The 17,349-nt window shown below is 68.8% G+C and carries 16 protein-coding genes; 5 read left to right on the forward strand and 11 right to left on the reverse strand.

From position 1 onward, the window contains the following. Position 1 precedes the first annotated feature (1 nt). Genes orn through ACX9TP_RS46725 form a run of 5 tightly spaced genes read right to left on the reverse strand, consistent with a single transcriptional unit; the run spans position 2 to position 3,722 of the window. Positions 2-553, reverse strand: a complete 552-nt coding sequence (gene orn, locus ACX9TP_RS46705; protein WP_482977207.1) for an oligoribonuclease — start codon at positions 551-553, stop codon at positions 2-4. A 37-nt stretch (positions 554-590) separates the two neighbouring features. Beyond that, a complete protein-coding gene (locus ACX9TP_RS46710; protein WP_482977208.1) occupies positions 591-1,799 on the reverse strand; it encodes an OsmC family protein in 1,209 nt (402 codons plus the stop codon). A gap of 21 nt (positions 1,800-1,820) precedes the next feature. Next, entirely contained in the window at positions 1,821-2,273 is a 453-nt protein-coding gene (locus ACX9TP_RS46715) for an archease (protein ID WP_482977209.1), read from the reverse strand. A 53-nt stretch (positions 2,274-2,326) separates the two neighbouring features. After that, entirely contained in the window at positions 2,327-3,019 is a 693-nt protein-coding gene (locus ACX9TP_RS46720) for a dienelactone hydrolase family protein (RefSeq protein ID WP_482977210.1), read from the reverse strand. Positions 3,020-3,038: 19 nt separating this feature from the next. Continuing rightward, a complete protein-coding gene (locus ACX9TP_RS46725; RefSeq protein ID WP_482977211.1) occupies positions 3,039-3,722 on the reverse strand; it encodes a phosphoribosyltransferase in 684 nt (227 codons plus the stop codon). Between the two features lie 134 nt (positions 3,723-3,856). On the opposite strand from ACX9TP_RS46725, the gene ACX9TP_RS46730 reads away from it, so the two are divergent. Continuing rightward, positions 3,857-4,762: a ribose-phosphate diphosphokinase gene (locus ACX9TP_RS46730; protein WP_482977212.1), complete on the forward strand. Its 906-nt coding sequence runs from the start codon at positions 3,857-3,859 to the stop codon at positions 4,760-4,762. A 122-nt stretch (positions 4,763-4,884) separates the two neighbouring features. Beyond that, positions 4,885-5,292: a hypothetical protein gene (locus tag ACX9TP_RS46735; RefSeq protein WP_482977213.1), complete on the forward strand. Its 408-nt coding sequence runs from the start codon at positions 4,885-4,887 to the stop codon at positions 5,290-5,292. Positions 5,293-5,587: 295 nt separating this feature from the next. On the opposite strand, the gene ACX9TP_RS46740 is transcribed toward ACX9TP_RS46735, so the two are convergent. From ACX9TP_RS46740 to ACX9TP_RS46750, 3 genes are all read right to left on the reverse strand, one after another. Continuing rightward, positions 5,588-5,890, reverse strand: a complete 303-nt coding sequence (locus ACX9TP_RS46740; protein ID WP_482977214.1) for a hypothetical protein — start codon at positions 5,888-5,890, stop codon at positions 5,588-5,590. Positions 5,891-6,162: 272 nt separating this feature from the next. Next, positions 6,163-6,972, reverse strand: coding sequence for a hypothetical protein (locus ACX9TP_RS46745; RefSeq protein WP_482977215.1), 810 nt, complete (start codon positions 6,970-6,972; stop codon positions 6,163-6,165). 248 nt (positions 6,973-7,220) lie between these two features. Beyond that, on the reverse strand, positions 7,221-8,369 hold the full coding sequence (locus tag ACX9TP_RS46750) for a serine/threonine-protein kinase (RefSeq protein WP_482977216.1): 1,149 nt from the start codon (positions 8,367-8,369) through the stop codon (positions 7,221-7,223). Between the two features lie 726 nt (positions 8,370-9,095). On the opposite strand from ACX9TP_RS46750, the gene ACX9TP_RS46755 reads away from it, so the two are divergent. Continuing rightward, positions 9,096-9,650 (forward strand): hypothetical protein, encoded by a 555-nt coding sequence (locus ACX9TP_RS46755; RefSeq protein ID WP_482977217.1) that lies wholly within the window; start codon positions 9,096-9,098, stop codon positions 9,648-9,650. Between the two features lie 95 nt (positions 9,651-9,745). Here ACX9TP_RS46755 and ACX9TP_RS46760 read toward each other — a convergent pair whose 3' ends face one another. Further along, a complete protein-coding gene (locus ACX9TP_RS46760; RefSeq protein ID WP_482977218.1) occupies positions 9,746-11,227 on the reverse strand; it encodes a peptidoglycan-binding protein in 1,482 nt (493 codons plus the stop codon). Positions 11,228-11,332: 105 nt separating this feature from the next. Here ACX9TP_RS46760 and ACX9TP_RS46765 point away from each other — a divergent pair, with 105 nt between their 5' ends. Beyond that, the gene (locus ACX9TP_RS46765; RefSeq protein WP_482977219.1) at positions 11,333-12,088 is read left to right on the forward strand and encodes an enoyl-CoA hydratase; all 756 of its coding nucleotides are present in this window, start codon (positions 11,333-11,335) and stop codon (positions 12,086-12,088) included. 63 nt (positions 12,089-12,151) lie between these two features. Here the strand turns inward: ACX9TP_RS46765 and ACX9TP_RS46770 are convergent, their stop codons facing one another. Then, complete coding sequence (locus ACX9TP_RS46770) at positions 12,152-14,908, reverse strand: M1 family metallopeptidase (protein ID WP_482977220.1); 2,757 nt, start codon at positions 14,906-14,908, stop codon at positions 12,152-12,154. Positions 14,909-15,002: 94 nt separating this feature from the next. Here ACX9TP_RS46770 and ACX9TP_RS46775 point away from each other — a divergent pair, with 94 nt between their 5' ends. Further along, on the forward strand, positions 15,003-16,025 hold the full coding sequence (locus tag ACX9TP_RS46775) for a lysophospholipid acyltransferase family protein (RefSeq protein WP_482977221.1): 1,023 nt from the start codon (positions 15,003-15,005) through the stop codon (positions 16,023-16,025). Positions 16,026-16,041: 16 nt separating this feature from the next. Here the strand turns inward: ACX9TP_RS46775 and alr are convergent, their stop codons facing one another. After that, positions 16,042-17,247 carry an alanine racemase gene (gene alr, locus ACX9TP_RS46780; RefSeq protein ID WP_482977222.1) on the reverse strand — a complete coding sequence of 402 codons (1,206 nt, stop codon included), beginning with the start codon at positions 17,245-17,247 and terminating at the stop codon, positions 16,042-16,044. Between the last annotated feature and the right edge of the window lie 102 nt (positions 17,248-17,349).

The following is a 17,349-nucleotide window of genomic DNA, read 5'->3' on the forward strand; positions in this document are numbered from 1 at the left end:
CTCAGCCCGGCGTGCCGCGGAAGAGGACGTCCCGGTAGTACTGCAGCTCCGCGATGCTGGAGCGCACGTCCGCCAGCGCGGTGTGCCCGCTGGGCGGCTTGCGGGGCTCCACGAGGTTCGGGTACCAGGCGCGCGTCAGCACCTTGAGGCTCGTCACATCCACCATGCGGTAGTGCAGGTAGCGCTCCAGCAGCGGCATGTAGCGGAACAGGAAGCGCCGGTCCGTGTGGATGGAGTTGCCGGCGAGCACGCCCTCGCCCAGCGCGCAGTGCTCGGAGATGAGGGCCGTCACGTCGCGCTCCGCCACGCGCAGCGCCGTGGTGGAGGCGCGCACCTTGTCCAGCAGCCCGTTGCGGGTGTGCATCTCCTTCACCACCGGCTCCATGCGCAGGAGCACCTCTTCCGGCTGCCAGATGACGCGCTCCATCTCCGCCAGGGGGCGGAGGTCCGGCCCGGTGATGATGACGCCTATCTCGATGATGGCGCACGTTTCCGGGTCCAAGCCCGTCATCTCCAGGTCCAACCAGACGAAGCGCTGCTCACGCGAAATCATGCGGCCACCCTACCAGCCCCGGGACGGGGCGCGACGCTCAATCCTCCAGCACCGTCAGGACATCCACTTCCGACTCCAGCGTCTGGTGCACCGGGCAGCGGTCCGCCATGGCCGTGAGCTTCGCGCGCTGCTCCTCCGAGAGCGGGCCCACCAGCTTCACCGAGCGCTGGAGCCGGTCCACCTTCCGCGTCTTCGTCTCGCAGTCCTCGCAGTCCTTCGCGTGCACCTTGTCGTGGCTGAGCCGCACGTGGACGTGCTCCAGCGGCCAGTCCTTGCGGGCCGCGTACATGCGCAGCGTCATGGCCGTACACGCGCCCAGTGCGGCCAGCAGCAGGCCATAGGGCGTGGGGCCCGAGTCCTCGCCGCCCACGCTCAGCGGCTCGTCCGCGCGCAGCCGGTGCCGGCCGGTGCGGATGTCCTGGGCGAAGCTCCCCGCCCCCGCCTCGTGGACCTCCACCACGCCCGGCGCCAGCGGGGCCTCGCGCTCCGTCACCGGCGTCACGTGCCGCGCGGCCCACGGGCCCAGCACGTCCGCGGCGAGCGCCGCGTCCGCCTCGCGCGAGAGGAAGTGGTCCGCGCCGTCCAGGAGGAACAGGCTGCCCGGACGCCTCGCCGCCGCCACCAGGCGCCGCGCGTGCTCCAGCGCCACGTACCTGTCTTCGGGCGCGTGCAGCACCAGCACCGCGCCCGGGAAGGCGCCCAGCGCCCCGGCCACCCGCGCCGCGGCGATGTCGTGGAGAAAGCCCCGACCCAGGCGCAGCCGTCCGGGGCCCAGGGTGACTTCGCCCTCCTGGGCCTCGCGCTCCGGGGCCGTCAGCCACTCGAGGACGGGCGCGGCTCCGGACGGCGCGTTCACCAGGGCCAGCGCGGCGACCTCCGGCAGGCGGGGCAGCGACGCCGCCGCCGCGGTGCCTCCCAGGCTGTGGCCCACCAGCAGGCGGGCCGGAGGGTAGCGCTCGCGCAGCCACGCCGCCGCCTCCACCACCGCGTCCACCGAGGGCACCGTGTCCGGCTTCGTCTGGACGCCGTCGCTACCGACGGGCGGCGCGGTGAAGTCGAGCCGCAGCACCGCGAAGCCGCGGGACACCAGCGCATGGCACAGCCGCGCCGGCCCGGGGGACTGGCCCAGGCATGCGAAGCACGACACCAGCACCGCGCTGGCGGCGGGCCTGCCGGGTGGCAGCTCCAGCACCGCCGTCACCGGGACACCGCCCGCGCCGCGCAGCTCCACCGCCCGGCTGCCCATCCGCGCCTCCTCTCGTGCGGCTCAGCCCTGCACCTCGCACTCGGCCGTCCACCGCCCGTCCGCGCTCCGCCGCACGGAGGGCCTCGCGAGCGACACGCGGCGCAGCCCCAGGGCCCCGTGGTGCCGCGCCGGGTCCACGTGCTCGCCGAAGGCATTGCCGAACAGGCGCCGCCCGTCCAGGCGCACCGCGAAGCACCGGAAGCGCAGCCGCCGCGCGGCCATGTTGTGGATGATGGCGCCCAGCCAGTCCGCGAGCAGGTGGTCCAAATCCCTGGCGTCGCACTCCAGCGACACCTCCTCGCGCACCTCCACCGTGGCCGGGTCCGCCACCAGCGCGGACAGCGCCACCGCGGCCTGCTCCAGCGCCTCCTCCGGTGAGCGGCCCACGCCGCGCACCGTCCGCGTCAGGCCCTGGGCGGGGTGTTCTCCCCGGGCCTGCACGGCACCCGCTTCGGGCACGGGTCCAGCGTCCATGGTGCCTCCTTCGGAGCCCCTGAAGAAGTCGAGGCTCCCCTGCGTGTCCAGGCTCATGCCCGCGCCTCCGGCCGGGCCGCGCCGAGGTAGCGCGAGAACCACTCCGCCGCCAGGCGCGACACCTCCTCCAGCGTGCCGGGCTCCTCGAAGAGGTGCGTGGCGTTGGGGATGATGCGGATGTCCTTCAGGCCCTCCAGCCGCGCCAGCGCCTCCTCGTTCAGCTCCAGCACGCCGATGTCCCGCCCACCGACGAGCAGTAGCGTGGGCGCCTGCACGCGGGCCAGAATCGGCCCGGCGAGGTCCGGCCTCCCGCCGCGCGACACCACCGCGTGGACGAGGTCCGGGTGCAGCGCCGCCGCCACCAGCGCCGCCGCCGCGCCGGTGCTGGAGCCGAAGTAGCCGAAGCGCAGCGGCGCCAGCTCCGGCTGTGCCCGCGCCCACTCCGTCACCGCCGCCAGCCGCCGCGCGAGGAAGGGGATGTCGAAGCGCAGCTCGCCGGAGTGCGCGTCGCGCGCCTCCTCCTCTTCGCTCAGCAAATCGAACAGCAGCGTGCCCAGCCCGGCGTCACGCAGCGCGCGCGCCACGGCGCGGTTGCGCGGGCTGAAGCGGCTGCTGCCGCTGCCGTGCGCGAAGATGACCAGCCCGTGCGTCCCGTCGGGGAGCCCCAGGCTTCCGCCCAGCTCCACGCCGCCCGCCACCACCTTCACCTCTCGTACGTCCGGGTCCGTGCTCCTCCCGTATCTCATTCCGTCATGCCTCCTCGTTTCACATCCAGAAGCCTCCGGGGTCCGTGGACTCCAGCACCTCGCGGGGGTAGGGCGGCTGGCGCGAGCGCTCCAGCAACTGCCGCACCTCCACGTCCGGCACGGGGCGGGAGTCGACGTAGGCCTCGGACACCGAGTGCAGGGCCTCCACCGTCCGCAAGCAGTGCACTGCGTCCGCCAGGGGGCGCACCACGTCCAGCGCATGCGGAGTGGCCACCGGCGCGGCCAGCACCAGCCGCGCGACGCCCAGCCTGCGCAGGGCCTGCAGCGCCGCGGCGGCGGTGGCGCCCGTCACCAGCCCGTCGTCCACGAGCAGCACCGTGGCGCCGCCCAGGGACAGGAAGCTGCGCCCGCGCAAGAGCTGCGCCTCGGAGTCCACCTCGGCCGCCGCGTCGCTCGCGAGGTTGTTGAAGGCCCGCTCGGCGATGGGCGACAGCCGCAGCGCCTCACGGTCCAGGTACAGGCCGCCGCCCTCGGACACGGCGCCCAGCGTCGTCCGCCGTCCCGGGATGTCCACCTTCCGCGCCACCCAGACCTGGAGGGGGACCTCCAGGGCCCGCGCCACCTCGTAGGCCACACGCATGCCGCCGCGTGCCAGTCCCAGCACGCCCACGTTCATGCCCCGGTAGGACAACAGCCGGGTCGCCAGCTGGCGGCCTCCCTCTGCCCGGTCCTGATAGCGCATCACCGTCCTCCACCCCGCAAGGTGAGGCACGGCGGGCGCGGACGGCGGCGGCGATTCGGGCAGAGGCCCTCCTGTTGGATTGCTGCCGGGGGGAGCACGGGGCCCCGCGCCCCCGGCCCGGAAGGCGCGCTAGGGTGGAGGCCATGGACCCCGTCCTCCTCGTTGGCACTGCCAGCCCCCACCTGGGGCGAGCCCTCGGCGCCGCCCTGGGTGTGGCCCCTTCCGACTGTCACTTCGAGCGCTTCCCGGATGGGGAGATGCACGTGGAGGTGCCCGCCACGGTACGCGGCCGCACCGCCGTCATCGTGCAGGCGACGACCCCGCCGACGGGCGAGCACCTGCTGGAGCTGCTGCTCATGGCGGATGCGTGCTGGCGGGCGGGCGCGGCCCGGCTGGAGGCGGTGGTGCCATACCTGGGCTACGCCCGGCAGGACCGGCGCGCCCGGCCAGGCGAGCCCCTGGGTGGCCGGCTGATAGCGGACATGCTGTCGCAGGGGCGGTTCGCCCGGGTGCTGGTGGTGGACCTGCACAGTCCCGCGCTGGAGGGGTGCTTCGGGGCGCCGCTGGAGCACCTCACCGCGCTGCCGCTGCTGGCGGAGGCGCTGCGGCCGAACGTGACGGACACGTCGGTGGTGGTGGCGCCGGACCTGGGCGCGGTGAAGCGCGCGGAGGCGCTGGCGCGGCTGTTGGGGCGCCCGTGGGCGGTGATTCACAAGGTGCGGCTGAGCGGCGAGGAGGTCCACGCCAGCGGGCTGATGGGCGAGGTGCGCGGGCGGCGTCCGATTCTCGTGGACGACATGGTGTCCACGGGCGGCACGCTCGCGGCGGCGGCCGGCACGCTGCGCGAGGCGGGCTGCGCGGAGGACTTCACGGTGGTGACGACGCACGCGCTGCTGGTGGGCCCCGCGATTGAACGGCTGCGCACGCTGCCGCTGACGCGGCTGGTGAGCACGGACAGCGTGGAGCCGCCGACAGGGCTGCCGTTCCCCCATGAGGTGGTGACGCTGGCGCCGCTGGTGGCTCGCGCGCTGCGGCCTTGAGGCGTGTCCGCATTACAGCCCTGGCATGGGTCGTCATGGGATTGGCGTGTGCGCCTCCTCGCGCCATCCCAGGTGTCGTCCAGCCGCCTCCGGGTGAGCGGTTGACGCGCGTTCCAGGCCCGATGCCGGGCTTCGGCCCGTACAAGTCCTTCTCGGATGCCTTGATTGCCGCGTGCCCGGTGATTCTGGAGAAGCCACACGCGACCGCGGGGCGCCCTGCTGCTCAAGACTTCCAGCTGCGCTGGCAGCTCTCGAAGGAGTACTGCGCGTGGCTCTATTACACGCCGGCCCATCAATACGAGATGAGCATGCTGGCGACGAACGTCGTCCAGGATGACTCTCGCAAGCGAAGCTGTGCGCTACCCGCGACCGTGGACGACCCGCGCTACCCGCCGGACAGCCTTGGCTACGTCTTCGTGCTGCACAGCCATCCGTTCGAAGTTATGCAGAGCCATGGCATATGCAGCATTGAAGAGGGGCTCCTTCGGTATGGCTGGATTCCGCGCGGAATAGTGTCCGGAGGCCTTTAGGATTCCGACCTCATGAACTCTGACAGCGAGCCTAGAAGCTGTCCCTGAACCCCTACTTGGAAATCAACCCAGCTTCTTCGACTCAGCCGACATTAGGTTAGATCCGAGTTGCTGGCGAACAGATTCAAGCGTCAGCGCCGACAGACCATGCCGCTCGCAGCGCACGGTCCACTTCGTAGGTCGCCGCACAGCACCCAAAGGAGAGATGCGGAGATCTGCGGGACGTGTCGGCGCATCCGTACGGCGGATGACGTGCCGGACCGCTTGAGGACGGACGGGTGCTGTGAGTCGGCAGTTACTCGTCGTCGCTCTGCCGGTTTTCCGCCTCGACCGCCAAGCGCTCCAACTCTTTACTCACGTTCTCGGAGATCTTCTCCAAGTCGGCAAGGTTCGGTTCAACGGCGCGGTTGATGACCTCCAACGCCCGTCCAAGCGGGTTGATCAGAGCATTGAGTTCAACAAGTCGCTTAACGTCCTCTGGGGAGTAGGGGAGGCCCTGCTCACGCTGCGTCTTCGTCCGCGTCGCGATTTCAGTGTGCTGGCGCTTAAACTCGCGCAAGAGATCCCTGAAGTGCCCTTTGAGGCTGTTCTTGCTCATGGAGGCAACGTAGCACGCAGGCAGTCGACCAGCAGACCTAGCCAGCTAGACCGGGGCTGGCTCTCATCCTGAGCACAGGCCGCGTTCTCTCAACTGCGCTGTAGTATCAGACATTTGCGCAACATCTGCCTGAACGGCAGGCTGGTCTCCCGCAGGGCTCCGAGGCTTCCCTCGGGGCACGCTCAGAATGAGAGCCCCAGCCACCTACACCCTCATACCCGATGCGACTGAGCGATCACAGTCCGGCACACTCACTTGAGTACCGTTGGCGCCTACTGGGCCCCGTACTCCTTTCTGTAAGCGTCAAACTTGGCCCGTATGCTAGCCTCAACGACTTCCAATGCATCGTCTTTGGTAGGGCCTAGCGTCACGTTGTCGACTTTGCGCTCGACGACCCTGAAGCCGGTCGCTTGCTCAAGTCGTCGTAGGCTCACCCCCAGACTGTATCCTCGCACTGGCTTGAGGATCATGAAGGCTAGGTGCTGGATTAGGACCGCCCGTGAAATCGAAAGTTTCTCTGGGAGTCTCGGCAAGACTGTATGAGCGGTTCGGTTCATCTCCGGGTCAAGCCAGTCCTGCTCAGTGCGGATCAATTGTTTCTCGTGAGGTGTGAGCCGGTGACTTCGAATTAGGCCACCGAGAATGAGCAACTTAGGAGGCGCTTCACCTTCACCGAGAATGAACTTTCGCTGTGCGGTGAGGGCGGCAAGGTCGTGCGCTTTGGCTACGCGTGCCGAATTGAATGACACCTTCAGCAGCCAACGCGCAAGCGTCTGCCAATCCACATGAAGCGTGACGCTGAAGTCCGCGTCGCGTAGCCATTTGCCAAACCAAGGCTTCGCGGCGGTAGTGAGTCGATTGTCCAGCTCTCCTAGCTTCACATTATTACAGAGGCTGCACGTGTCCTTTATTGTCGCGTCGCCATCGAAGAATATCTCTTTATTTACGTGGAAGGTCCTTGGAGAGGAAATTGTTCTGGCGATCGCGTTGGGGATTATGTGCTCCTTAGTTGCCGAGTGCTCGCTCTTTCCGCAGTAGGCGCATTGCTTGGTAGTGCGCTTGACCCCAGCATTCAGTGACATTGCGACCTCAAGTATTCCGAGTCCCAGAGGGAATCTTAGGCGGCAAACTGCCCGGGTGTGGCTCTCATCCTGAGCAGCCAGCAGCCCCCTCCTGATTTCAGCCCCTTATGCGGAGCTTGGCCGCTGGGCGAGCATCCAGCTCCCTTCGGAGCGTGCTCAGGATGAGAGCCACACCCGCTAGACCCCTAGCTTGTCGAGTGGCCAAACGCCTTGAACTCCCACTGCTGGCGTACGAGAAGGCAGGCCTATCAAAAGGGAATATTGTCGTCGCTAGCGCCCTGCTGCACTTGGTTCGTGGGAAGAGCGCAGGCATTGATCAGTCCTCGGTTTGCCATGAGCCAGTCGACGGCGGTCGCTGTCAGGCGCAATCCCCAGGACTCCCCATTCTCGTTAACGGCAGCTTCAAGAAACTTCCGGCGCTGAAGGCCGCGGATAGTGAGGCGGAAGTCAGCGCGCTTGTCCTGCGGTAGCAGCGAGAGAAGGCTTTGCTCGCGAAAATCTTCGTCAAACTCCTGGAGGATCAACTTGAGCGCAATGACTTCGTCTGCTGGTATTCCCGATTCTATCTTCTGGGCAGCTACCCAATCAGCCTTCCGCTGTGCTTTGAGACGACTCCGGACGTCATGGAGCGCTGCGACAACTTCCTGCATCGTCTGGAAGCGCTCGCTCCTTGCCGTCATAGTCATCTTCGCTATGAGGGGTCCCCAGACCGGCGACACCGAAGTCGGAGCTTGGTCCTGAGGGTGTTTGGCCGTCGTGATGAACCGGACTACTTGGCCTAAGCTATACACATCGGCACGAGAATCGGCTTCGTGAGCGCCCACAGAGAGGATCTCAGGTGCGATGTAACCGCGGGTGCCGACCTGCCCCTGGGTCTTTGGAGAGCTCGACATCCCCTGTGGCTTCCGCACCAATCCGAAGTCGCTTACGACCCAACGGTCGCCGATGCGAAGGATGTTGTTCGGCGTTACGTCTCGATGAGCCGGATAGGCGGCATGGACCGCAGCCAAGCCCTGCGCGGCCTGAGTCACTACTTCAATCCGCTCGTCGTCGCCCAATTCAGGTGCAAAGTCCGTCAAACTGCCATCCGCAAGCGTCATCGCGTACCAGTCGTCACCGAAATCGAGAATCTCGATGACGTTCCGATGACGGATCCGCTGGAGCGTCTCAACCTCGCGGCGGAACCGCCGAAGTATATCGCTCGAATTGTCGGAAATCTTCAGTGCAACGGGTGAACCGTCCCGATTGTCGCAGGCCTTGTAAACCGCGCCAAAGCCTCCCTGTCCGACAAGCTCGCCTTTCGTGTAATTGACTTTCCAACTACCTTCAGGAGGAATGATCGCCCCAAGGTGCTGGGAGGTCGGCGGAAGGCTGGAACTCTTCGAGTCAAGGTCCATGAAGCGATCAACGAGCCGCTCCCGCAAAATGTCAATTTTGTGGCTGGCGTATCAGTGGGTGTCAGGCAGGGAGTACTGACTAGACGGACTTCTCTGCGCTGGGAGGCGTTTGGGACAGGGCGTAGCGTAGCAATCGCCAGGAACTGAAGACCTATTAGATAGAGGCTCGCAAGGAGCGCCTCAAGATCCTCCTCGGCCTTGTAGCGCAGCGGCTTCACCCCAGGCCCGTGCAGTCGCACGAGGGTGTGCTCGTTCGAATTGAGGTCCGACTCGAAGTAGCGGTGCGTCGTCTTGATGCCCTCGTGGCCGAGCCACAATGCAATCTCCGTGATGCTCACCCCGGATTGGTGCAGGTGCATGGCGGTGGTGGGGGGCTCACCTTGCGGCCTACCAATGTCGGGCACGTTTTGCTCGCCACCTCCACGGCAAGCCTCAGTCTCCTCTCGGTGTTGGAACGGGAGTGGAGTTGCCCCCGTCAAATCGGACAGCTCAAAGTTGAGAGTTAGCAATACGGAACTCGCGGGGTGACCTCATCTTCAGCTCTCGGTGTGGTGGCTTCTTCCAGTACATCCCGAGGACAATTGAGGTGCTCAAGTGGACGACGACCGGGCCTGGTCGATGACAGAGAAAGCAGACTGCGGCAGTGACCTGGACCAGCGAGACGAGCTACCGCATCGATAGGAAGCAGGCAGCCCGTGGCGGGACATCCACTCCCGAGAGCTCATCATGAAAAAGCACATCCCCCTCCTCGTGCTCGCCCTCCCGCTCGCCAGCTGTGTGCGCGGTCCACGCCCCGTCGCACGGGAAGAGGACCCGTCCATCGTCTTCCCCCAGTTCTTCGAGCAGACCGCTGCAGAAGTCGGAGCGCAGGGAGGAACGTACGAGCTGGATGGCGCCACCCTGCGGGCCCTCACCCTTGCCTCGAATGACTTCCTTCCTCCGAATGTGAAGCGGCCCGCGTGCTGGGACCGACAGGAGTCCCATCGCTACCGGGTCATCCGTCAGGCGGAGGTCATCTTCGTTCGGATCGACGAAGACCCCAAAGCCTGTGGCCAGCAGGCTCCCGCGCTGCACTCGGGCGCCAGCTATGCCATCAGCGTGGATGGGCGCATCCTCCGGAGTCTCGTGGATGGACAGCCCGACGGAATCCTCCCTCCAGAAAGCCCGGATGCGGGCGACGTGGGAGTGCCCGCAGCCCCCGGTGTGTCCTCCCAGTCCTCCGAAACACCGAGCGACCCGAAACACACGCCATCGCTCGATGGAGGCGCCTCACTGCCCTGAGGTGCTGACTTCAGCCGCACCCAACAACAAGGGGCGGAAGGCACCCGAAGCGCCCTCCACCCCTTCGTCACTTCCAGACGTCGACCCGGCGAGCGCTAGCCAATCTTCGCCTTGTACTCCTGCATCCACTGAGTGACCTGCTTGAGGTACAGCCCGCTGTCGTTCTCCGTCGGGGGCGCGTACTTGTTGATGAGCCCCTTGTAGTCGCCGCGGTCGATGAAGTCGCGGTACGCGGGTCCGCCGAGCAGCTTGAAGTAGGCCTCCACGCCGCTCTTCACGTCGGGGAAGTGCGCGAAGCTGCCGTTGGGCCTGCCGCCGAACTGCGTCTCCCACTGCGCGAAGCGCAGGTTGCCCGGGTTGTTGTTCTTCACGGCCGAGCCCGCCGTCATGAACGACGCTTCCTTGCGGAACATCGCCAGCGCCAGCTCCGGCGGCACGTTGTACTTCTTGGACATCGCCACGATGTGCGCGCCCTGGCCCGCCAGGCCCGTGCCCTTCAGAATCTGGTCGATCTTCGCCGCCTTCGCCGCGTCCGTGCCCGTGGGCGCCGTCGGACCCGTCACGGGGCCCGTGGGGCCCGGGCCCTGCGTGCCGCCATTGCCCTTGAGCGCCTCCGTCATCGCCGCGCGCGTCTTCGGGCCGAAGATGCCGGAGTTGGGGCTGATGCCCTTGTCCTTCTGGAACTTCGCCACCGCCGCTTCCGTCTTCGGGCCGAACATCCCCGGGCCGGTGTTCACCTGCGCCTGCGTCATGTAGCCCAGGCTGACGAGCGCCTTCTGCAGCTTGAGCACCTCCGGGCCTTCCGCGCCGCGCTTGAGGTCCGTCTTCGGCACGCTCACCCCACCGCTGGTGGGAGGCGTCGTGGTGGGCGGCGGCTTCGTGGGCGTGGTGGGCGGCGGCTTCGTGGGCTCGGAGGGCGGCTTGCCGGTGGCCTTGCCGCTGTCGTTCACCCAGTACTCGGGCTTCGCGTTGCCGAAGCCGTCCTTGATGTGCTTGTTGTTGAAGTTCTTCCCGCCGGCCTGCGCGGAGGCCGGGCCCTGCGCGGTGACTTCACCGGGGCGCACCATCGCCACGTGGCCGATGCCGCCCGGGTTCTTCCACAGCGCGACGGTGGGGTGGCCCTCGTTGGCCATCTTCTGCGCCTCCTCCGCCGTCACCTTCCGCCAGCCCTTGCTCTCGCCGTGGGTGTGCATCCAGTCCACGGTGGAGTTGGCGTTCATCTCCCGGCCCTTGCCCGGGGCCACGGAGTTGCCCTTGCCATCCACCCAGTGGGGAATCTCCGCGCCCATCGCGCGCGTCGCGTCCCACAGGAAGATGTTGCAGAAGGTGTCGCGCGTGCCGTCGCCGTTGGAGTCGCGCGGCGTGTAGCGCGGGTTGTTGCCCACCGCGAACTGGTTGAGGACCTGGTTGTACGTGTCCGCGTTGCGGTTCTTCGGGTCCCCCCGCAGCGGCGGGTTCGTCAGCTGCGCGGCGTTGGTGTTGGTGGTGCCGGGCGCGGGCTTGCTGCCGTCGTAGCGCTGCGGGGCGCTGGCCGTGCGGAAGTTCTGGGCACTGGCGGTGGCGCTGCGGACAGTCATGGTCTTCCTCGGATAAGGCAACGTTCTGGTGGGATTGTCGCAGGCTGTGCGCCGAAGTTGCCATTCGCCCTCCCCGCCCCGGGGACTCGGCTAGGCTGCCGGGTCATGTCCGACACGCTGCTGACGAAGCTGGAGTCCGGGGTCCTCACCCTCACCTTCAACCGCCCCGAGAAGAAGAACGCCTTCACGCATGCCATGTACGAGGCGGCCACCGACGCGCTGCGACAGGCGGAGGCCAACGCCGACGTCCGCGTGGTGCTGCTCACCGGCGCGGGCGGCGTCTTCACCGCGGGCAATGACATTGGCGACTTCATGGAGCACCCGCCCTCCGGTGAGGACAGCGCGGTGTTCCGCTTCCTGCACGCGCTGGTGGACGCGTCCAGGCCGGTGCTCGCGGCGGTGGACGGGCCGGCGGTGGGCATCGGCACGACGATGTTGCTGCACTGTGACTACGTCGTGGCCAGCGAGCGCGCGCGCTTCAACATGCCCTTCGTGCAGCTGGGGCTGTGCGCGGAAGGCGCCAGCAGCCTGCTGCTGCCGAGGACGGCGGGCTTCGCGCTGGCGAGCGAGCTGCTCCTGTTCGGCGAGCCCTTCGACGCGGCCACCGCGCAGCGCGCGGGCCTGGTCAACAAGGTGGTGCCGGCCGCCAACCTCCAGGAGGTGGCCGCCGAGCGCGCGAGCGTCCTGGCCTCCCGCCCCGCCGAGGCGGTGCGCGTGACGAAGCGCCTGATTCGCGAGCCGCTGCGCGCCGAGGTCCGCGCCACGCTGGCGCGCGAGGGCGCCGAGTTCGTCCAGCGCCTCCAGTCCACCGAGGCGCAGGAGGCCTTCATGGCCTTCATGGCCCGCGGCTCCAAGAAGTAGACGGCAAATGAAAAGGGCCCGGACGCCGGTGACGGCATCCGGGCCCCTGGCTTCAGCCGGAGGTCAGCGCGCCTGCGGCGCCTGCGGCGGCTTCGGCGCGGAGCGCTGGTCGAGGAAGCTCTCGATGCTCTTGCCCTGCGCCTCCTTCAGCGCGGTGCACTGGTCCACCGACTCCAGCACCTGGGCCAGCACCCGGGGGCCGCCCGGAGCGCGCGCGTTGCGCTCGGTGAAGAAGTCGGCCACCTGCTTGCGCGTGTCCGCGTCGCAGGCGCCGAAGCCCACGAAGGCCATGCGCCCCGCCCAGTCCTTGGGCAGCAGCGCGTCCGGCGAGTCCCCCACGAGCTTGTCGTAGTTCTGCGTCACGAAGTCATAGACGACGCCCGCGGTGCGCGGGTTGCGCGGGCCGAAGAACATGCCAATCGACTCGCGAGGGTCCAGGTCCTTCTCGAGAATCAGCGCGAAGCTCTTCTTCGCCAGCTCCGGGTCCGAGAAGCCGCCCAGCGCCTGGAGCATCTGCTGCCGCGTCTTGCGGTCCTTCTCCGTGCGCACCGCGGTGATGAGCTTCTGCTGGAAGGCCGCGTCACCGTGGCCGGCGGCGATGGCGAGCACCGTGTCCACCATCTCCGGGGCCACCGCGCGCTTGTCCTTCAGCCACGCGTCCGCGAGCGTGCGCGCCTCGGCGACGAGCTTCGGGTCGCCGCCCTCGCGGCCCGCCAGTCGCACCAGCTTCCCGCGCAGCAGGCGCGTGTCCTCGCTCTCGCCCTTCTTCGGGGTGAAGCCGAGCTGACGCGCGCGCGGGCCGTACGTCTCGCGCAGGAAGCGGGCGCGCTCCGCCTCCTTCGCCTCCGGAATCAGCCGCATGCCGGCCAGGTCCAGCAGCTCCAGCGAGGCCTCGGTGACGACGCGGTCCTTGTCATTGGCGGTGCGGGCCGCCAGCGCCAGCGCCTCGGACGCGGGCAGCGAGCCGGCCATGGCCAGCGCGCGCACGTCGCCCAGGAAGGCCACGCGCTCGGCGCGCGACAGCGAGTCCATGCCCACCTTCGTGAGCTTCGCCGCCGCCTCACCCGACAGCTGCATGCGGTAGTAGCCCGCGCCCTCCGCGTTGGGGAACACCCAGGTCGGGCACGTCTTCGCGTCGGTCAGCGCCAGCTCCGTGCGCTCACCCTCCAGCAGCGTGCACGTGCGGCCCTCCTTCTTGTCGGCCGAGTACTCCACGCACACCGGCACCCGCCAGGACTGCGGGCCCGGCGCCTTGGAGCCCAGCGGCAGGTAGCGCTTCTGGGTGAGCACGACCTTGGAGCCATCCGCGCCGCACTCCAGCGACGCGGTGACGAGCGGCGCGCCGCCCTGGTCCAGGAAGGTGCTCATCATCCCCGTCACGTCCTTGCCGGACTCGGCGTCCAGGGCGGTGAGGAAGTCCTTCGCGGTGGCGTTGCCATGCGCGTGCGCCTTGAGGTGGCGCTGGATGCCGCGGCGGAACACGTCGCGGCCCAGCCACTCCTCCGTCATGGAGAGCACCGCGGCGCCCTTGCCGTAGGTAATCCCGTCGAAGGCGTTGAGGATGTCGTTCTGGCTCTCAATCGGCTGGCGGATGCGGCGCGCGGACAGGAGGCTGTCGGAGTCCAGCGCGTCGCTGCGCTCGGTCACCCGCTCCACCGGGGCGTCCCACGTGGGGCGCCACGTCTCGATGATGCGCGGGGTCATCCACGTGGCGAAGGCCTCGTTGAGCCACAGGTCATCCCACCACGCCATGGTGACGAGGTCGCCGAACCACTGGTGCGCCAATTCGTGCACCTGCACGTTGGAGAAGGCGCGCTGGCGGCCGGGGGTGTCCTCGTCCGGCCTGGAGAGGATGAGGCGCGAGTTGAACGTCACCAGGCCCGGGTGCTCCATGGCGCCGCCGAGCAGCGGCACCGCGAGCACGTCCAGCTTCTCGTAGGCGTAGGGGATGCCGAAGTACTCCTCCAGCGCGCCGAGGATTTGCGGCGTCACCTCGGCGGCGTAGGTGGCCTCCACCGCGCGCCCCTTCGGGGTGATGATGCGCGTCTTCACCTTCTTCTTGCCGGCGGGCGCGGCGGGGTGGAAGTCGAAGGGGCCCACGCCGAAGGCGATGAGGTAGCTGGGCAGCGGCTGGGTGCGCGCGAAGCGGAAGGTGCGGCTGCCATTCGGGCCCGCCTCCTCGCTCACCTGCGGCGTGTTGGTGACGGCCACGTTGCCGGCGGGCACGTGGAAGGTGAGCTGCCAGGGCACCTTGAAGCCGGGCTCGTCGAAGGAGGGGAAGACGCGGCGCGCGTCGATGGGCTCGAACTGGGTGTAGATGTACCAGTCACCGCCCTCGTTGACGCGGAAGGCGCCGTCCGTGTCCTTCTCGGAGGCGAGGCCCTCGTACACCACGCGCAGCTTCGCGGCGCCCTTCTCCAGCGGCTTCGCCAGCGAGAAGCCGAGGAAGTCGGTGCCGCCCGTCACGGGCTTCACGTCGATGGCCGCGCCGTCCTGGGTGAGCGTGGCCTGCTTCACGACGAGCGACTTGCCGTGCAGCCACACGACGGAGGTGGGCTTCGCCACCTCCAGGTCGAGGACGGCCGTGCCCTGGAAGGTGGTGGCCTTCGGGTCCATGGTGAGCTCCACCGTGTAGGCGGTGGGGCGCACGTCGCCGGGCAGGCGCAGCTCGGGCGGGGTGGGAGTGGAAGCCTCGGCAGTGGCGGGCTGCGAGGCCTGGGCGGAGGCGGAGGGTGGCTCGGTGGGGGGATTCTGCCGGGCACCGCACGCGCTCAGGAGGGTGACGGCGACCAGGGCCGCCGGACGGAGCAGGTTGGGCATGGCGCGCATAGTGGCCCATGGAAAGCAGGCAGGGTAGCGCCGAGCGAGTGTGTGTGGCCTTGCCGTCACGGCGGGTTCGGGGTGGAGTGCCGCCGTGTCCCAGATCGCCTCCACACCCTCTGCCCAAATCCCACAACCGGTCAAACCGAAGCACTCGGCCGAGCACCTGCGCCGCATCGTCGGCACGCCGCCGGGCCGGGTGGTGGGCTTCCTCACGCGCTTCGTGTGGGCGTTCATCACGTGGCTGTCGCCCGAGTCGCGTGACGCGCTCGCCCGCTTCGTGGGCAACCTGGCCTACACGCTGGGCATCCGCCGCCGCGTCGCGCTGGACAACCTGGCCATGGCGATGCCGGAGAAGAGCGAGGCGGAGCGGCGGGAGATTGCGCGCGGGGCGTACATCAACATGTCGCGCGTGGTGATTGAGTCGCTGCCGGGCGGGGAGCGGCTGCCGCCGGACTGGGCCGAGCAGGGCGTGGAGGGCGTAGAGGCCTGGGAGGCGCTCAAGGCACACGTGGCCGCGGGCAAGGGCGTGCTGATGGTGACGGCGCACTTCGGCAACTGGGAGTTGCTGGGGAACATGCTCATCCGCTGGGGCGTGCCGCTGGATGCGCTGGTGCGCCCGCTGAAGGGCGCGCTCAACACGCGCATCGCGGAGAACCGGGTGGGCTGCGGCGCGGGGCTCATCTACCCGAAGGGCGCCATCCAGGAAATCATCGCCGCGGTGAACCGGGGCGAGTCCCCATTCATGCTGCTGGACCAGGCGCTGCCGGCGAAGGCGGCCGTGTTCGTGCCCTTCTTCGGGAAGCTGGCGTCCACGACACCGGCCATGGCGGTGGCGGCCAGGCGCACGGGCGCGCCGGTGTTCGTGGTGATGGGCGTGCGCAACGGGCGCGGCGGCGCGCGGCTGCGGCTGGAGGTGGAGGGCCCCATCCTCCCGCCCGCGCCGGGTGAGTCGGAGGACCCGCTGACCGAGCACACGGCGCGTGTGACGGCCGCGCTGGAGCGCTGCATCCGCAAGTACCCGGACCAGTGGATGTGGCTGCACCGGCGGTGGAAGTACCAGCCGGAGCCGGCGGCCGCCGGCAAGGCGGTGGCGGCGCTCGAGGCGAAGGACTGAGGCTGAAAAGCGCGCCCTACTCCACCACCACCCGCTTCAGGTGCGCGCCCAGCCGCGTGACGACTTCGTAGTGAATCGTCTGCGCCCAGCTCGCGAGTGACTCCGCGGACACGGCCTCCTCGCCGTCCTTCCCCATCAGCGTCGCCGTCACGGGCCGCTCGTCGGACGCGGCCCGCGTCACGTCCACGATGAGGTGGTTCATCATCACGCGCCCCAGCACCGGGCACCGGCGCCCATTGACGAGCACGTGGGCCTTGCCCGACGCCAGCCTCGGGTAGCCGTCGTAGTACCCCACCGGCAGCACGGCGATGCGCGTGGGCTCCGGGCACCGGTACGTGCAGCCGTAGCCCACGTAGCTGCCCGCCGGCAGCCACTTCACCACCTGGCTGCGGCACTTCCACGTCAGCACCGGCTTGAGCACCGGCACCTCTCCCAGCACCAGCCGCGCCGACAGCCGCGTCTCCGGCGAGGGCCACAGCCCGTACAGCGAAATGCCCACCCGCAGCGCCTCGTAGCGCGCCTTCGGCAGCACCAGCGTCGCGGCGCTCGCGGCGATGTGCCGCTGCAGCGGCCTGGCCGGCTTCAGCTGCGACTCCAGGAACGCCATCCCCGTCTCGAAGGCGTCCACCTGCGCCAGCGCGTACCCCTGCTCCGTCACGTCCTCCGTGTTCGCGAAGTGGCTCAGCGCCCCCACCACCTCCAGCACGTCCCGCGCCTCCAGCAGGAAGTGCGACTCGCGCGGCAGCCCGTCCAGCGTGAAGCCCTCGCGCCCCAGCCCCGTGTCGATGTGCACGTGCACCCGCAGCGGCCGCTCCAGCTTCGCCGCGCGCAGCACCGGCACCGCGTCCGCCCAGGCGCGGTCCGCCACCACCACGTCGATGCCCTCGCGCGCCAGCACCACCGCCTCCGCCGGCGCCACCGCGCCCAGCACCAGCACCTGCCGCGGCGGCAGCCCGTGGGCCCGCTCGTGCTCGCGCACCTTCAGCGCGTCCTGCGGGGCGATGAAGTAGAGGACGTCCACGTGCCCGTGCACCAGCGGCAGCACCTGCGCCAGCCCGTGCCCGTACGCATTGCCCTTCAGCACCACGCCCAGCGCGCGCGGCGGAGCGCCCTTCCCCTCCAGCGCCCGGAACACCGCCACGTTGTGCCGCAGCGCGGACGCGCTCAGCTCCAGCCACGAGGCATGGACCGCGTCTCCAGGGCCACTCCCAATCGACTCCACTTGCACCTCCACCTCGACTCAGCGCCCCATACCAGCAATGCGCGGGCCATGGGGTGTGCGGCACCCCGGCCACACCCGTGCCCGCGCGCGGGGCAGGCGGAC

The sequence above is a fragment of the Pyxidicoccus sp. M15 genome (assembly GCF_056858435.1).

Coding starts and splice junctions, on each gene's coding strand:
- ACX9TP_RS46745 (WP_482977215.1), bottom strand. CDS start 6,972: ATGTCACTGAATGCTGGGGTCAAGCGCACTACCAAGCAATGCGCCTAC.
- ACX9TP_RS46720 (WP_482977210.1), bottom strand. CDS start 3,019: ATGAGATACGGGAGGAGCACGGACCCGGACGTACGAGAGGTGAAGGTG.
- ACX9TP_RS46725 (WP_482977211.1), bottom strand. CDS start 3,722: ATGCGCTATCAGGACCGGGCAGAGGGAGGCCGCCAGCTGGCGACCCGG.
- orn (WP_482977207.1), bottom strand. CDS start 553: ATGATTTCGCGTGAGCAGCGCTTCGTCTGGTTGGACCTGGAGATGACG.
- ACX9TP_RS46770 (WP_482977220.1), bottom strand. CDS start 14,908: ATGCCCAACCTGCTCCGTCCGGCGGCCCTGGTCGCCGTCACCCTCCTG.
- ACX9TP_RS46715 (WP_482977209.1), bottom strand. CDS start 2,273: ATGGACGCTGGACCCGTGCCCGAAGCGGGTGCCGTGCAGGCCCGGGGA.
- ACX9TP_RS46750 (WP_482977216.1), bottom strand. CDS start 8,369: ATGGACCTTGACTCGAAGAGTTCCAGCCTTCCGCCGACCTCCCAGCAC.
- ACX9TP_RS46735 (WP_482977213.1), top strand. CDS start 4,885: ATGCCGGGCTTCGGCCCGTACAAGTCCTTCTCGGATGCCTTGATTGCC.
- ACX9TP_RS46760 (WP_482977218.1), bottom strand. CDS start 11,227: ATGACTGTCCGCAGCGCCACCGCCAGTGCCCAGAACTTCCGCACGGCC.
- ACX9TP_RS46740 (WP_482977214.1), bottom strand. CDS start 5,890: ATGAGCAAGAACAGCCTCAAAGGGCACTTCAGGGATCTCTTGCGCGAG.
- ACX9TP_RS46765 (WP_482977219.1), top strand. CDS start 11,333: ATGTCCGACACGCTGCTGACGAAGCTGGAGTCCGGGGTCCTCACCCTC.
- ACX9TP_RS46710 (WP_482977208.1), bottom strand. CDS start 1,799: ATGGGCAGCCGGGCGGTGGAGCTGCGCGGCGCGGGCGGTGTCCCGGTG.
- ACX9TP_RS46755 (WP_482977217.1), top strand. CDS start 9,096: ATGAAAAAGCACATCCCCCTCCTCGTGCTCGCCCTCCCGCTCGCCAGC.